The organism is Butyrivibrio hungatei (assembly GCF_900101605.1).
GTDB lineage: Bacteria > Bacillota > Clostridia > Lachnospirales > Lachnospiraceae > Butyrivibrio > Butyrivibrio hungatei_B.
The window spans coordinates 1-15,954 of record NZ_FMUR01000008.1; the positions used below are offsets into that span (position 1 = coordinate 1).

General features: G+C 42.6%; 12 protein-coding genes. 2 read left to right on the forward strand and 10 right to left on the reverse strand.

Annotation, left to right across the window (positions count from 1 at the left end; genetic code table 11):
- Window positions 1-110 precede the first annotated feature (110 nt).
- On the reverse strand, window positions 111-233 hold the full coding sequence (locus tag BLP87_RS16420; protein ID WP_278308261.1) for a hypothetical protein: 123 nt from the start codon (window positions 231-233) through the stop codon (window positions 111-113).
- An 850-nt stretch (window positions 234-1,083) separates the two neighbouring features.
- On the opposite strand from BLP87_RS16420, the gene BLP87_RS06965 reads away from it, so the two are divergent.
- Window positions 1,084-2,274: a hypothetical protein gene (locus BLP87_RS06965; protein WP_074462053.1), complete on the forward strand. Its 1,191-nt coding sequence runs from the start codon at window positions 1,084-1,086 to the stop codon at window positions 2,272-2,274.
- Between the two features lie 87 nt (window positions 2,275-2,361).
- Here the strand turns inward: BLP87_RS06965 and BLP87_RS06970 are convergent, their stop codons facing one another.
- The 9 genes from BLP87_RS06970 to BLP87_RS07010 all read right to left on the reverse strand — a co-directional run bounded on the left by BLP87_RS06970 (window position 2,362) and on the right by BLP87_RS07010 (window position 14,610).
- Complete coding sequence (locus tag BLP87_RS06970; protein ID WP_074462054.1) at window positions 2,362-4,089, reverse strand: methyl-accepting chemotaxis protein; 1,728 nt, start codon at window positions 4,087-4,089, stop codon at window positions 2,362-2,364.
- Between the two features lie 15 nt (window positions 4,090-4,104).
- Window positions 4,105-5,556 (reverse strand): extracellular solute-binding protein, encoded by a 1,452-nt coding sequence (locus tag BLP87_RS06975; protein ID WP_074462055.1) that lies wholly within the window; start codon window positions 5,554-5,556, stop codon window positions 4,105-4,107.
- A 195-nt stretch (window positions 5,557-5,751) separates the two neighbouring features.
- The gene (locus tag BLP87_RS06980; protein ID WP_074462056.1) at window positions 5,752-6,444 is read right to left on the reverse strand and encodes a hypothetical protein; all 693 of its coding nucleotides are present in this window, start codon (window positions 6,442-6,444) and stop codon (window positions 5,752-5,754) included.
- Window positions 6,445-6,608: 164 nt separating this feature from the next.
- Complete coding sequence (locus BLP87_RS06985; RefSeq protein ID WP_074462057.1) at window positions 6,609-7,673, reverse strand: alpha/beta fold hydrolase; 1,065 nt, start codon at window positions 7,671-7,673, stop codon at window positions 6,609-6,611.
- Window positions 7,670-8,773, reverse strand: coding sequence for a helix-turn-helix domain-containing protein (locus tag BLP87_RS06990; RefSeq protein WP_074462058.1), 1,104 nt, complete (start codon window positions 8,771-8,773; stop codon window positions 7,670-7,672). The genes BLP87_RS06985 and BLP87_RS06990 overlap by 4 nt, the downstream gene beginning before the upstream one ends.
- A gap of 388 nt (window positions 8,774-9,161) precedes the next feature.
- Window positions 9,162-11,168: a right-handed parallel beta-helix repeat-containing protein gene (locus BLP87_RS06995; RefSeq protein ID WP_074462059.1), complete on the reverse strand. Its 2,007-nt coding sequence runs from the start codon at window positions 11,166-11,168 to the stop codon at window positions 9,162-9,164.
- Between the two features lie 64 nt (window positions 11,169-11,232).
- Window positions 11,233-12,102 carry a carbohydrate ABC transporter permease gene (locus tag BLP87_RS07000; protein WP_242838902.1) on the reverse strand — a complete coding sequence of 290 codons (870 nt, stop codon included), beginning with the start codon at window positions 12,100-12,102 and terminating at the stop codon, window positions 11,233-11,235.
- A gap of 2 nt (window positions 12,103-12,104) precedes the next feature.
- Window positions 12,105-13,016 (reverse strand): carbohydrate ABC transporter permease, encoded by a 912-nt coding sequence (locus BLP87_RS07005; RefSeq protein WP_074462060.1) that lies wholly within the window; start codon window positions 13,014-13,016, stop codon window positions 12,105-12,107.
- A gap of 163 nt (window positions 13,017-13,179) precedes the next feature.
- Entirely contained in the window at window positions 13,180-14,610 is a 1,431-nt protein-coding gene (locus tag BLP87_RS07010; protein ID WP_074462061.1) for an extracellular solute-binding protein, read from the reverse strand.
- A gap of 324 nt (window positions 14,611-14,934) precedes the next feature.
- Between BLP87_RS07010 and BLP87_RS07015 the strand changes: the two genes are divergently transcribed.
- Window positions 14,935-15,903 (forward strand): AraC family transcriptional regulator, encoded by a 969-nt coding sequence (locus BLP87_RS07015; protein ID WP_074462062.1) that lies wholly within the window; start codon window positions 14,935-14,937, stop codon window positions 15,901-15,903.
- The last annotated feature ends 51 nt before the right edge of the window (window positions 15,904-15,954 follow it).

Consider the following 15,954-nt stretch of genomic DNA (forward strand, 5'->3'; position numbering starts at 1 on the left):
CACAGCCACTGTGACTATATGTCTCCTAACGAATTCGAAGAACTATATGAGAGGGTTATGGTTGCGCCTGCTGCATAAGCGGGTAAACCTCTCATTTTAATTTGTACTATTTATTGACATAGGACCACAGTTATATAAATGGTCAGTTCATCATTCGATCGTTCATAATCAAAATAGCGGAATCCATGTTCTCCTCTGCCGCCCCAGCTTTTTTCATAAACTCTTTTTCTCATAATAAGCCTCTTGTACATATATTTATTATTTCACCTGCCACTTCATGACCTTTCTGCACTAATTCTTCCGAATAGGTCATGTGACTCTTCATCCTTCCTGATTACCCTTATGACCCTTTTGCGCTAATTCTTCCAAATAGGTCATGCGTCACCGTATCCCTCCGAAACACCCGCATGACCTTTCTAAGCAAATTCCCCCAAATAGGTCATGTATCACTTTATCCTTCCGTCACACCCCATGACCTTTCTGCACTAATTCTTCCAAATAGGTCATGCGTCACCGTATCCCTCCGAAACACCCGCATGACCTTTCTAAGCAAATTCTTCCAAATAGGTCATGTATCACTTTATCCTTCCGTCACACCCCATGACCTTTCTGCACTAATTCTTCCAAATAGGTCATGCGTCACCGTATCCCTCCGAAACACCCGCATGACCTTTCTAAGCAAATCCCCCCAAATAGGTCATGTATCACTTTATCCTTCCGTCACACCTCATGACCTTTCTGCACAAATTCTTCCAAATAGGTCATGCGTCACTTACTTTCCTGCCTCCTGCGGCTCCGACGTCCTCTGCTCCCCCGATACACACTCCAACGCAGCATCCATCCGCACCCTCTGCCTCCCAACGTTCCCCTGGCTCTTGCCCGACACGCCCTTCCAACACAGCATTCCAACGCCTACAACGCAGCATCCCGGCACCCTCTGCAGCCCCGGCACACACTCCGACGCCCTCCAACACTCCCGCACACATTTTCATACATTAATCTACCGCACGCCAATCATTGAGAATATATTTCTATGCATGTTAAAATCAATTCTATAGAAAAAAAGAGAGATGGAGAACCAATATGGAAAATAAAACACTATTATCGGCATTGATTATGTCTCTATCATTATGTGCATGCGCAAGCGGCGGTACTGCAGATGAGCAAGCGACTAACGCAAACAAGCAGGCTAGTGTCGAAAGCGCAAGCGATACCGGAATTTCCGTTGAGGAAGCATCTTCCGAGGCAAGCGCAGAAATAGCGCCCTCTGATACAGGCTATAAAAAGGCTTATATAGAATTAATAGAGGCTGAGCAGCAAAAAATAGCTTCTGTTTCGCCTGAGTCTGAGGAATATGAGGAGTGCATGGAATCCTACTTGTTATATGACGTTGACAAGGATAACACCCCCGAACTCCTGATAAGATTCGGTCATTCCGAAGCTTCTTATAACAGAAAAATGTACACCTATGCAGACGGCAAAGCACAATTAGTGGAAGAATCACCTTCGGGACACACTTCATTCTATTCGGTTCCAAACGAAAACGGTATCCTTTATTATATGGGCCACATGGGATGTGCCGATTGTATCAAAGCTGTGCTCAAAGACGGAAAAACCGAATATGAAGAATTGTTCGCCGAAGATATCAATGAGAAATTACAGGCCGGAGAAGACGCCGATTACAAGCCCGTAAGCGAAATAGTTCCCGGTGCAACTTATCTTGAGGAATATAGCTACACCACAACCTATCCTATTGAAATGTATGAGGTAATTGCAAATTATTCTTCGGAGGGCAAAAAAGCTGATTCAACCTCCTATACTTACCCTGATAATAATCCCGAGTTCTACGATAGCTTAATGCAAAACAACGGCACCGTAAACGCAGTGGCACTCGACAGCTTTATGAATACGCCTGGTGAGATTTCCTTTGAAAAGCTCACGGAAAAAGGTCATATATACGAATATTTTGAAGGTGGCGGCGAAATAAACGGAGTAACCTATTCCGATTTAAACTCCGACGGAATATACGAATGTGTCTTCTATATAGGCGAACATGATGATTATTCCGATACCGACAAAGCATTCCGTGTTATCCTTGCCCCTCAGGACGGTAAAGTTTATGCATATCTTTCTTTTTCACCTTATGAAGATACTGTCACCGAGGACGGCTACTTTATAACAGAGCCTGAAGGATCCATAAGTGAACGCATTGTGCAAAGAGTTCTTTTTGACAAAGAGAAATGCTTTACATTCAGTGTTCCCGGCGAAAAATAATAGCTCAAAAAGCCGGCGATCCAGAAATTCAGACCGCCGGCTTTTAATCACAAAAACCGTTTATTCATAATTTCATTTAAGATGCCATCAGATCTTGGAGAAAATAGCCGTCTCCTCATCAAGTTCACCTGCGATACGACTGTTTTCATCCATACGTCTTGAAATATTGTCCATATCGGAAACAAGTACCTGAGTGCTCTCTGCTGCTGACGAAACACCGCGAACACCGTCTTCTATGGATGTTGTGATATTATTGATGGACTCCGCTATATCATTGAAAGTTGACTTGAATCCTTCAGTCTTATTGCTGAAGTCGTCCATGACACCTTCGATATAATTGGCATTATTCTTATATTTTTCGCCGTCTTCAACGAACTTTTCAAACTGAGGCAAGATTGAATTCTGCAGATAATCAACAAGTTCATTTGCGCTGCTTGAAAGATTATGAGCCGCCTCAACAACAACAGAGTTTATCTCCTGAATATTTCCGGCAGTTCTCTTACTGTTTTCGGCAAGAGTACCAATCTCACTTGCAACAACCGCAAAGCCCTTTCCTGCCGCTCCCGCTCTCGCAGCTTCAATGGAAGCATTAAGAGAAAGCAGGTTTGTCTGCGTTGCGATACTCATGATCTCTGAAGTAAGCGAATTAACCTGATCGACGCTCTGGCTGTCTTCAATAGCCTGATTAAGAGATGCAAGAATATCCTCAACCTTCGCATTTGTTTCAGCCATGGTCGTTCTTGCAGACTGTTCCATTGCATCCGCATGCTCTTTCATAGTCTTTGAATATTCATTTATCTCGCGGCTCTTTTCAGCCATCTCATCAACTTCGTTTCTTACAGCTTCCGTATTCTTATTGATGGTACCTGCGCTGTCTGCAACTTCCTCCATAGTGGCCGTAAGTTCCTCTGTCAGTGCGGAAAGATCTGCTGCACTGCTGTTTGATGTCTTTACACTTCCCAAAACATCGGTTACAACCTTATCCATCGCAGACGAATTACTTGTAATGGTTAAAAAGATATTCTGAAGGTGCTCAATAAATGAGTTGATACCCTTACCGAGAGCTCCGATCTCATCATTTGATTCAATCGTGATACGCTTTGTAAGATCACCCTCGCGTCTGTTGATACCTTCAATAATCTCATTAAGTTCAGCTTCTGCCTTGATCACAGGTCTTACCACATGTCTGAGCACAATATAAAGCGCAATGATCACTGCAAGAATACTTATAAAGATTACACCAAATCCCGAAAATCTCGCGATCGTATAACTCTTACCGAGATTCTGCCTTGCCACATCGGAGTTACTGCGAAAAGCTACGATGATATCGTTGATATCCTCACTTAATTGCTTTGAACTGTCAGCCACAAGACCGTTTGCGGTTGCATAGGCATCCTTGGTTTTCTGCGCTGCGCTCTGAGCCAAAAGAATCATAACAGCTTCTCTGAAACTCTTATAATCGGCAAGCATCTTATCATAACTCGCCGTACTATCACTTGTGACATATTTGTTGTAATCAGCCATCGTCTGATCCAGCGCCGCCTCTTGCGCTTCGATCTCGGAAATAACATTTGTCATTGTCTCAAAATCAGTGGCTACAATATGTGACAAAGCCAATGTATGTATATTTTTTGAAGACTGACCGATAACATCAAGTTCATTTATCGCAGCCATATAATCATCGGCAATTGTTGACGCTGTCGTATTTACCTTTCTAAGGTTAGTCAATGACATTACATTTGAAAAAATGGAAACAAATCCCAAAAGAAGGACCGGAACCATAATCATTACACGAATACTTGCTTTTCTTTTCATCGATCCATCCTCCTATTATTCGCTTGCCTCGGAACTTGCCTGCGCATCCGCATTATCTTCGGGACTTGCCTCTGCTACCTCATCGCTTCCTGCGTCTGCATTTTCTTCTATAGAATCATCTGATGCTGCTTCTTCCGTAGCCTCTTCTTCTGAAGCTGTATCCTCTGCCTCGCCTTCTTCGCCTTCCTTGTTACCCGATGATTCCACTCCCGTAACAGCGGTAACCATCTCATTTAAAAGAGTCTGGAGGTCTTTTCCTCCGGGATTCCCCTCACTCAAAATTGTTCCAAGGTTTGTCGCAGGATCCCAGAAAGTTCCGCCAACTCGCTGAAGACTTGCATACTCAGCCTGCTTCTGAAGAGCCTGCAGTCCCTTTGACTGAGCCACTTCACCTGTAGATGACGCCGCTGTATTTGAAGGTCCCTGACCTCTCATCGAGAATCTGAGGGCCTGATTCTGTTCATTTGTCATCCAATCCGCAAACTTATTTGCCCATGCCGCATTCTCCGAACGAGAATTAACGCCTACGAGTTTATATCCGGCATAGCTTGACATCTGAAGCTGCTGCCCCGCAACAGTATACGTGGGAAGCTTTGTTGCGGCATAGCCGTCTCCCCATGCGTCCTTGATCTCATTCTCGTCCCATATTCCGCTGACACCGGCTATGATGCTTCCGTTCGCTGCACCGATTCCAAAATCATCATTTCCCGCATTGATAAAGCCCGGATTTTTTCCAATATCCGCCATTGCCTGCGCAACATCAACACCCTTTATATTTGTATATTTCGCATTCCAGTTACAGTAAGTGGATATTCCGTCGTCATTAAGACCTATTTCCATGTCTGTATTACCGAAGAAAGAGTACATATACCAGCCGGAATTCATTTCCATGAAAAACTTCTTGCCTTCACGGCTCGCAACTTCAAGGATTCCATCAAGTGTCTGTACATCTTCTTCTGTCAAATATTTGCTGTTGTAAAAAAGGAAATATCCGTTATCCGCCGTTAAAGGATATGCATACAAAGTTCCGTTAAAAGAAGCAGCTTCGCTTGCCGCCGCAAGATTCCTTCCTGCTATTTCCGAATCATTCGGAACTTTCTTAAGCACACCCGAAGCAATAAGTGCAAGCAACTGATCGTCCGCAAAAGTAAAAACATCCGGCGCGTTAAGAACATCACCCAGAATATCATCCTTTGCGGAAGACTCACTGTGTGGCTCAAATGTGATATTGAAATTTGCCTGTGATGAATATTCAGAAACAAAACTCGATATGATCTGATTTATAAGTTCACTGTCCTCTTCCGATCCCCAAACCCTGAGAGAAACATCTCCCGATGGAAGTTCGGAATCGCTGACAGATTCTGTCTCCGGAATGCTTTCTTCTTCGCTTTTATTTGCTCCGCAGCCCGAAAAAGAGCCAAAAGAAATCACTGTAGACAGTAAAATTATTAACATTTTTTTGGACATAATATGCCTCCTTTTCCACTACGGGAAAATACAATATCATATATTATTATACAATACAATATAATATGTATATTCTTTTAAAAATATTTTAAGTCGGTTTATCGATTTTTTATAATTATATGCAAACGCACTTGCAACCTGCATTCGCAGAAAAAATGAGCAAAAGTCGTTAAACTTTTGCCCATTATCTACATCTTATTTCAGCTCTTCTATATACTTTCGCGCCTGATCAAGCATTCCATCCACAAATTCTTCGGTTATCTTTTCAGGTTCATAATATTTTAGCCAGGAATTGTCCATCACATTTCCAAAAGCATTCAGCGCTGCGAGAACTTCATCGTTTATCTTGCGATGTTTTTCGCCAAAGCGCTCCTCGACCAACTCTTCAAAATCATTTTGAAGTATCTCAAGTTCCTCTTCTTTCGTCAGCTTCCTGTAGCCGTCTTCGGAACTTTCATCCTCCACATACCTTATGCGGTTTCCCTGCTCATATCCCGACGAAATCTCATCCGCAATATCTTTGAAACTGCCCAAAAGAGCGTCTTTTTTATCCGAAAGAGTTATCTCATCCCCCGACTTCCTTGCATCGATTTTTTCATACATATCAAGGAAGATCCTGTCCTTATAGCTTATGACCGGCTGGTGCTCAAATTCAAATTTCCTCTTCTCCGTTTCGGAATTAATGTCGATCCACTTTGGAAATTTAGATGCCAAAAGAGCTCTCATCCCTTCAGCCGAGATATCGATCTTGATAGGAGCAATATCCGCTCCTTCTTTGGTATCGCTCAGTTTTTTCGGCTTACTATCCTGCTCTTTTGCAAGTGAAAAAAGATCAATTTTGGACGCTTGGAAGGTACCGTTTATGTTTCCGTACATTTTTACAGCCATAACACTCACCTCACTATTTTATTTTTATAAAACACCAAAAACCAAAACTATCTTGATAATATAGAACTTGATATAGAACTTTTTTCAGGCCACATAGTACATATTAACATAATTGTTTGAACTAAAAAACGTTAATTAAATCTTTTATTTATTTGCATTTCTTCTTATTTCATACTCGCCATTCTTTTGGCTATATCATGCACATATCCCGAGAATTCCTCAGACCTTGACTCCAGAAGCCCATGCGTTCCGCCCTTCATGACATACATCTTCTTATCGGGAGCGTTCACCTTTTCGAAATATTCACATGCCATCTCATAATTGGTCTGATAATCCATATCGCCGTTTATGTTGTAGTAAGGAACTTTATAATCATATTTTCCGAGAAGCGAACACTCGTAAAGACCATGTGCAAAAAAATCCATATAAGGCTCCATCGATGTTTCGATATTTTTCACATAAGAAATGTAATCTTTTACCAGGTAATTCGGATTAAAAAGAATGGTCGCGACAATGTTGTAATCGCGTCCATCCTTCATCATGCCATAGCCGTATCTGTTCATTATCTCACTTCTTGCAAGCAGCGCCTGCGTATCATCACATTTATCCGGCGACCACTTTGAAAGAAGCACCTTTCCTTCTTCGTCGCCCTCAGTCCACTTCTTCGCTTCTTCATAAAGCCGCTCTTCATTTTCCGCAATATCAACACACTGCCCCGTTCCGATAAATGCATCATAGTATTGAGGATACTCAAGCACCAGGTTTGCACCAAACATCGATCCCCACGAATGTCCAAGCAAAGTGATCTTCTTTTTTCCCATGTATTTCATAATATACTCTGTCATCGCCTTGCCATCTGCCAGCATGATATCCTTAGTTATCTTATCGGCGGCGTTTTTCTTGTCAAAGCTCTTTCCGACATTCCTTTGATCCCACGTTACGACCGTATATACGTCGCTCCATTTGCGGGTAAAAGAGTAATCAATAGGGCTTGTAGCAGATCCCGGCCCGCCATGAAGGTACAGCAAGACCGGATTGTCTATGTCTTTCCCATATATGTTTATCCACTGGTTACTTCCGTTTATATCCACGTAAAAAGATACATTTATCCCATTTTTTGGCGTTCTGATGTTCATTCCCATTCCGATCGATCTTGTACCTGCGATTATCACCGCAATAATCATTAATACAAGAAGAATCTTTTTACCAATCTGTAGTACCGACTTCATTTCTCTTTCTCCCAATCGTCAATAATTCTGTTTAATACTTTTCTATTTATTTTTCCCATCTTCACGACCTGCCCCAAAAGTGCCGCACTGAAACCTGTCACGGCGTTTTCGCCTATGCTGTCAAATATATGATAGTGCTTTTTTTCCGCATGATAGAACTTAAGATGTCTGGCTACATCATTTGTGCCATTTTTATCATAGCTTTCCGCGAGCTTTTTTCCCTCCGAAAGACTCTTTTTCATCTCGTTCTCATCGCCTGAGCAGCCGTAAAGATATGCCTTTAGCACGTGATAACACGCCATATATTTTTCATAACATCCCGGTTCGCTTCCGGCAAATTTGGCGATAACCTCAATCATAGTATCTGCCAGGCACACCGCTTCATCCAGATTTTTCTTTCCGCCCTTTGATGCAAGCGACATTATCATGTGCAGTGTCGAATCTATAAGTTCATTCAAGTGGTTTATTATTCCAAGCGTACTGTAATTAAGCGCCTGATCTACTTCATTGTTCTGAATACACAAAAGTGCAAGAACAGTATCGTGTATTCCTCCAAAATTTATCTGCTTGAACCTTTCAAACGCAGCCTTTTCATCCACAACCATGTAGCTGTACGCAATACGAGACCTTATAATGAAATCATTTATGTCGGGATCTTTGTTCTGTGAAAGATATTCCAATGATTTTGTCAAAAGATCTATCGCTTTAAGCGCATCTTCTTTGTCCTGATTTTCAAGTGCCTTCACATAATACACGTCAGCAGCCGCATAAATGACAGAAAAATCATGTGGGTATCTTGACATGGCGTCCCTTGAAAGCTTTTCCGCCTCGTCGAATCTGCGTTCACTAACAAGTAAGTTAATGTTTTCAACAATTTTTTCGGCTTTCTTAGATGCCATGTCATATCCCAAAAGGACGTCGATCGACACGTTAAAAAAGCTTGCCAGCATTGTCAGCATGACTATATCCGGTGTATTGTTTCCGTTCTCCCACTTAGACACCGCGCCGACAGTCACTCCCAGTATCTCTGCGAGTTTTTCCTGTGTCAGATTTTTCTCTTTTCTTAATCTCTTAATATTTTCATGCAACTTAAGCTTCATTGTGGTCCCTTTCTATAGTAAATAAGCGCTTATGGAATAAATTCTATTTGACTCTTTGGAAAATTATAATACATCAAATGTACAATTAAGAGAGGGATTTTTTTCCGTATCGGAAAATTATGGAAATAGATAGAAAGTGGCGAAAAGATAAAGATATGTATGACCTAATCGTTAGTTTTTGTTCTAATAGGTCATATGGCGCGCCGAAAGGATAAAGATATGTATGACCTAATCGTTAGTTTTTGCTCTAATAGGTCATGTGGCGCGCCGGAAGGGTAAAGAGATGTATGACCTATTTAAATGATATCATTCTGATGGTGTGCGTAACTTCCGTTTATTGTTGAAAACTAATAAGCAATATATATCACTATAAAGCAACCAAGCCCCATCACTCCTCACGTGACAGGCACTTACTCACGGCATCATCCCCTTTGGCAAACGGGCCGGGGAGTACGTCCACGCCGCGGTGGTTTCCGAGATAATCCACATCGAAAGTAATCGGCGTTCCGTCGGGATTTTCAAACTTCTGCTGAGGTTCAAAGGCTTCGCCGAGAGTCTCGGTCGAGATCATACCGGCCTTAAAATCGCCAAGCGCCTCGTAGATATTGGTATCAAGGAAGTATTCACCATCCTTTTCAACTATATCAACGTGTACCTTTCCCGAATCATCGAAAAATGCATTCTCCTCTTTTTTCCACGGAAGTGCACCCTCAAAGTATGCATTTCCGTCAATCCAAACGGGAAGATGCGAAAAATGTGCGGATTCATGCTTTCTCATGTTGGGATACGCTTCGTCCATATCAAACTGTGCGATCCACTCATCATAAGACGGATACTCGTCAAAGCAATACGTTCCGACACTTCTGTTCTCAGTGTACTTCTCATCGGGGTCCGAATCATTCAAAAGCTCCAGATCTTCCGCCGGCCACTTCTGTATGAAGATATTATTATAGAACCTGTCATCCCCGTGAAGAATCGTCATAAAGCCCATAACTTCCGTTCTGTGCTGCATATGATAAGGCGTATATCTCCAGGTCGTTCCGTCTCCGACATAGGTAAAAGAGCCCGCGCAAAGATTATGTACCATCGCAACGCCCTGAGTTGCTATCCTTAGCGAAACATCCGACAATAAAATGTTGTTATCAATAAGCGTAGGTCCGTGGCTTACTTCAACAAACAGATCCTGACAAGTCATACCGCCCTGCAACTGCTTTGCAAAAGAAGGACGCTGATTATCATGTAAAAGATTCTGCGTGATCCTGGTTCCCTGCGCCTCCCAGTCACACCAGATTCCCATAGTGCAGTGGTGAATATGATTACGTCTCATTACAACATCAATCGCGGCATGCATCTTTATTCCCGCTATCTCGGCTCCTCCAAGCTCCATCATATTGTTGATGTGATGAATATGATTGTCCTCGATAACGCTGAACACTCCGCCCATACGGCCTATGATTCCGCCCTGCTCGCAGTGATGAATATTGTTTCTTCTGATTATGTGACCGCCGATCTTCTCTTTTAACCAGCCGTAATACTGGCCGCGGCACACAGAATCTCTCTCCATCTGAGTAGGACTCTTAACATGCTTTGTTGTATAAAAATTGCTGTTCTCGGGATCGTAGTAACGCCCAACGCAGATACCCGCACACTTGCTGCCCCAGATCTCGCAATCCTCTATTATCCAGCCTTTACTCCAGTGCGGACTTATCATTCCGTCCTGATAAGCAGCGGGAGGAGCCCACGTCGTCGCAGCTTTGTTTATATTAAAGCCGCTTACGGTTATATAGCCAACGCCCTCTTTTTCAGGCATGAAGCACTCGCGCCTTACGGTAATCTCGACGTTTTCTTTATTTGGATCGGCTCCGCCGAAATTGGCATAAAAAACTGTCTCGTCATTTTCATTATCCTGCTCCGCATACCACTTTCTCTTAGAGCTTTCGGGTTCCCACGAACACTCGTAGATTTTTCCTTCAGCGCACTCATCGATACTCAGAGCTTCATACAGAGCCTCATCATTAAGCCAAACGCAGCCTGTGTGCTTATTTGGCGTCGCAAAATACCAGTCGCCGTAAACAATCGTCGTGTAAGGATTGTAACCGCCAAAGATACTGTTTTTCACCCGTGCCGTCCACACATCCCCCTTAAACTTCGACCATTCCGTAATCTTCTCTGCACCTGTTATAACGGCGCCAAGCGGCTTCTCACTTCTGTAAGTTATTCGATCTTCCGAAGTTCCGGGATTGACCGGATTGACATATTCCCTGTAAGTTCCGGGCGCAACAACAACCTCATCTCCCGGCATCGCAACTTTCGCCGCTTCGTTTATTCTTTTAAAAGGTAAATTCCTGCTTCCGTTTCCGTCGTGCTCAGCACTTGCATCTACGTAAATTATCATAGGCACCTTCCTTTACATAAAAATAGTTTTTTGGTTCCCGTAAATTCCTGTCATTTCGCCGTTTTCAGCCTTTAACCGCGCCTGCCATCATTCCTTTTACAAGTTTATCCTGGAAAACGATAAAAAGAGTTATCATGGGAAGTACCGAAAGAGTCAGTACCGCCAGGATGATCGGAATATCAAGCGAATGTTCGCCCTTAAACTGTCCAAGCGCAAGAGGTAATGTCTTTTTCTCGGGAGTAATGAGCAAAGTGTTGGCAAAAGCAAATTCATTCCACATCGAAACGCCGTTGTAAATAGCAAGCGTCGAAAGTCCCGATTTGGAAAGAGGAAGTATCATCTTAAAAAAGTTCTGATAGCGGTTGCATCCGTCAATTTCCGCAGACTCTTCCACTTCCTTCGGAATCGTTTTCATAAATGCCGTCAAAATAAACACCGACATCGGAAGCGCAAATGCAACATAAGGTCCTATCAACGATCCGAGCGAATCGTAGAGTCCCACCGATGTTGTGAGCTTAAAGATAGGTATCAAAGTAACGTGCATCGGAACCGACATCATAGCTACGATAAGTGCATAGATAAACGGATTTAATTTAAAGCTCATTCTTGCAAGCGGATATGCCGCAAATGCCGAAATGGCAAGCATAAGTACAAGCGATATCGCAACCACGATCACGCTTCTTAAGAAATATCCGAAAAATCCATGCGAAACAACATTTACATAATTATCAAAGAACCATGGATCGGGCAGATGGAAAACGCCCTGTTGCAGCATATCAAACTGTTTTCTGAACGAATTTATTATCATAAAAAAGAACGGTGTAAGCGTAAGTACCAGCCAGATGCATGCGAAAAATATCGCTACTCCCCACGCTATCCTTGATTTTATCTTGGACTTACGATAATCCGCTTCAGTCATATTTGGATTAACCATACTCAATATTCCTCCTTAACCTTGAAAACTTTGTTAAATATCAACGCGATAGCCGTTATAAGAAGGAACATTCCTGCTGCCACTGCCGAACCATACCCCATATTGAACTGCTGGAACGAGAGCTTGTACATGTATGTAGCCATAAGTTCCGTCGAACCCGCAGGTCCGCCCTGTGTCATGTTCCAGATCATATCAAAATACTTAAGCGAACCTATAAGAGACATCGTGCATGCAGTCTTGAAGATAGGTCCCAAAAGAGGAATCGCAATATGCTTTATATACTGCCATCTTGTTGCGCCGTCGATAATAGCCGCCTCGTAGATCGAAGTATCGATGTTTCCGTATCCGGCGATGAAATAGACCATGTAAAAAGGTGTAAACTGCCACGCCATAACGCCTATTACGGTATAAAGCGCATTGGGCGCGGTTCCCAAAAGATCTATCGTAGTTTTTTTACCCATAATAAGCGTAGCGAGTGATGAAACAATTCCTCCGTTTGTTGCAAGTGCATATACAAAAAGGAAAGCTATCGCAACAGAACTCATCAGATACGGCAGAAACCAGATGATCTTAAATATGTTGAATTTTTTTCCGCCCGCATCCAGGAATGTTGCAAGAAGCATACCCATGGGTATCTGCAAAAGAATCGAGAATACCATAACAATCAGATTATGCTTGAAGGATTTCCAAAACATCTCATCTTTAAAGAGTGATACCCAGTTCTCTGTTCCTATAAAAATCCTGTCGGATGAAATACCGTTCCACTTATATCCGCTTATCACAAAGGTATCAATGACCGGATAGATTATATATATCGTTATAAGCAAAAGAGCCGGTATAAGAAAGACCGTTGCCGCTTTTGCCGTGCTTTTTGCTCTGGCTTTTGCAAGCCCTATATTATTTTCATTTTTCACATAAACTCCTTCCTGCCGCGTATAGTAAATTATTTTTGTAACTATATAACACCAAAAACTCTCACTATGAAATAAGACAAGAGCTGCCCACAGGAAGCAGTCCCTGCGGGCAGCCGTTAACCACTATAGCCGCAGCGCATAGATTAAATTGTTGTAAGACATATCACTGCCCGGCAATAGCTTTCTTCATGGCATCATCATGCTCTTTTCCAATCTCTTCAGGTGTCTTCTCAAGGCCAAACAGCTCAGTCATGCAGTTCTTGTGTACTTCCGTCACTGATGCGGGAAGATACTGATCATACCAAAGCTGTACATTGGAAGCATTGAAGAATACATCAGCTATAATCTTCATGTTAGGATCGTCGATATTTTCTTCCATTCCTTTAATTGAAGGCTGTGTTCCGCTTGAAAGCTGATCGTTGTTATATGTGTCATCATTGTAATACTGAGTTGCAAGCACATAGCATGCGTCAAGTTTTTCCTGATCCACAGTTTTATCATCTTTGAAGCAGTTAAATGACATTCCCATACCGATTGCTGTACCGATCTCTACATCCTGAGGAACGCCCTTTGCCTTTGCTTCCGAATCTTCAGGGAAACGGAATACGCCGACATTCTCGTTGTACCACTCTTCGCTGTCCGCCTTTATTCCGGATACCTGCCATGCGCCGTGAAGCATCATTGCCGCAGAGCCGTCATAGAGAAGCGCTCTGTCCTGGTTATCGTCGGCCGAAAGAGAATTTACACCATCGGGAAAATAACCTTTTTTAACCCAGTCCTGAATCTTAGAACCCGCATAGACAAATGCGTCGCTTGTGAATGTTCCGCCGTTTTCCTGTGTATAAGCCGCGTCAAACTCAGCATTTCCGGAATGACGTGCAACAAGATACATGTAATACATTGAGCCTGTCCACTTTGAAGCATTTGCAAGTGAGAACGGAATGATATTGTTTGCTTTTAGTTTCTCGCAAACAGCCTCAAGTTCATCGATTGTTTTTGGAACCTCAAGACCAAGATCTTTGAAGATTGTCTTGTTATAGAAAATATCGCAGCCCGAAAGTCCGCCAAAAGGAATTGCAAGCATCTTTCCGTCATATGTCGACTGCGCAACCGCAGCGTCTATAAATTCGGGATGATCGTATTTTGCATACATTTCGGTAAGATCGTTGGCAAAACCTGATTTGTAATACTCCGCCATAGGACCGCCGCCCCAGTGAACATAGATGTCAGGCGCCTGTCCCGAACTCATCGCAACAACAAGCTGCTGTTTATAATTGTCATTCTGCTGATGTACCTGATTAACCTTGATATTCGGATAATCCTTCATAAATCTCTGCACAGCACCTTCCTGCGTGGTTTTTGCGGGATCCTCAGTAGCTATGTCCCAAAGAGTTATTTCAAGTGGCTCAGTTGTAAGTGTCGGAAGATTCTTTCCGTCTGTCTGTTTTCCCGAAGAAGCGCCTGCCTGTGCCGTCGCATCAGCTCCGGAGCCACCTGCCGACGGTGTCGTAGTGGCAGAACTTCCACCACATCCAACAAGCGTAGTAGTTGCCAAGACCGTTGCAAAAAAAGTAGCCAATACCTTTTTGTTCATACCTTACCCTCCTATCATATAAATACCTTTGTTACTTTTCAGATTCTCTGAAAATCTCTCCTTATTGAAACAAAAAACTGTTTCATTCTTTTATATAATTCTATAATATTTTAGGTTTTTCTGCGTATAAAAAATTGCTATCGACCATACCAAAATTGCTCTCTTATTTGTGCAACATTACACGTTTTTGCATTTTAAATATGTTTTTTTTGTCATAATGCCAGCTTTCAGAAGGATTTTTTGTAGAATATCTGCTATAATAACAAGAAAAGTAGTAGCACTTTTTGAATTATGTTTTACAGTGTCAGGAGATTTTTAAGTAGTATGGGCAGGCAGTATTCATGCAACAAGGAAAACGTTCAACACAAGATAAACACCAGCTTTCGGATGTTTATAAACAGGTTGCATGCCGATTTTCCTCCTCACTGGCATACCGACATCGAAATGATCATTCCACAAGAGGCGCCATATAAAGTCATCTGCGCCAATCAGACTTACCATGTAGAGATTGGGGACATTCTTTTAATCTGTCCCGCTGTCATTCACGAGATTTTTTCCCCTTATCCCGGAACAAGAGTATATATACAAGCCGACTTTTCCGGCGTTATCACTTTAAAAGACATGGACAAGGCGTTCCGTCTGATGTCACCTGCGCTTCATATAAAGAAAAGCTCCTGTCCGCCTGAAATATATGATTATTTACGCGGTCGCATCGATAAGATTATGAAACTGTATTTCGGCTCTGCGCCTGCGCTCCATATGAATGAAAAAGAGGAGGATGAAAGCGTTATAGCTTTTACCGAGCTCGATCCTTTCGGCGAACTTGAGATATATTCTCTTCTTATGCAGTTTATAGCTTTCTGTGCAAAGAACATAAGTCTTTTCCGCGATTCGGATTCTTCAGGCTCATCGACAACATTTAAGAACAGCACTTCTCTGAGCAATATCTGCACTTATATTTCCGAGCACTTCACAGAAAATCTGTCTCTTGAATGTATCGCATCGCACGCGGGGTTCAGCAAATATTACTTTGAAAGGATCTTCTCCGATTATACCGGCATGACTTTCTATCAATACCTGCAGCAAATGCGCATAAATCATGCCAAGTCGCTTCTTTCAAATCCGGAGCTTTCCGTCACTGACATTTCATATCAGGCGGGTTTTACAAGCTGCACGGCATTTACCCGTGCTTTCAAGAAAAGCACCGGTTATCCGCCGTCGCAATTCAGAACGCTTAACGAAGAACAGCATCCGCTCAGTGCAAATCCGCATTTCACAGATATAAAGCTGTAAGAGAATATAACACAAAGAACCGTAGAAGGCTCTTTTGTGCAGAAAAATAGC

What these genes read in the sequence shown, in the direction of transcription:
- BLP87_RS06970 (WP_074462054.1), bottom strand. Translation starts at nt 4,089, where the DNA reads ATGAAAAGAAAAGCAAGTATTCGTGTAATGATTATGGTTCCGGTCCTT.
- BLP87_RS07015 (WP_074462062.1), top strand. Translation starts at nt 14,935, where the DNA reads ATGGGCAGGCAGTATTCATGCAACAAGGAAAACGTTCAACACAAGATA.
- BLP87_RS06990 (WP_074462058.1), bottom strand. Translation starts at nt 8,773, where the DNA reads ATGAAGCTTAAGTTGCATGAAAATATTAAGAGATTAAGAAAAGAGAAA.
- BLP87_RS07000 (WP_242838902.1), bottom strand. Translation starts at nt 12,102, where the DNA reads ATGGTTAATCCAAATATGACTGAAGCGGATTATCGTAAGTCCAAGATA.
- BLP87_RS06980 (WP_074462056.1), bottom strand. Translation starts at nt 6,444, where the DNA reads ATGGCTGTAAAAATGTACGGAAACATAAACGGTACCTTCCAAGCGTCC.
- BLP87_RS06995 (WP_074462059.1), bottom strand. Translation starts at nt 11,168, where the DNA reads ATGATAATTTACGTAGATGCAAGTGCTGAGCACGACGGAAACGGAAGC.
- BLP87_RS06985 (WP_074462057.1), bottom strand. Translation starts at nt 7,673, where the DNA reads ATGAAGTCGGTACTACAGATTGGTAAAAAGATTCTTCTTGTATTAATG.
- BLP87_RS06965 (WP_074462053.1), top strand. Translation starts at nt 1,084, where the DNA reads ATGGAAAATAAAACACTATTATCGGCATTGATTATGTCTCTATCATTA.
- BLP87_RS07010 (WP_074462061.1), bottom strand. Translation starts at nt 14,610, where the DNA reads ATGAACAAAAAGGTATTGGCTACTTTTTTTGCAACGGTCTTGGCAACT.
- BLP87_RS16420 (WP_278308261.1), bottom strand. Translation starts at nt 233, where the DNA reads ATGAGAAAAAGAGTTTATGAAAAAAGCTGGGGCGGCAGAGGAGAACAT.
- BLP87_RS06975 (WP_074462055.1), bottom strand. Translation starts at nt 5,556, where the DNA reads ATGTCCAAAAAAATGTTAATAATTTTACTGTCTACAGTGATTTCTTTT.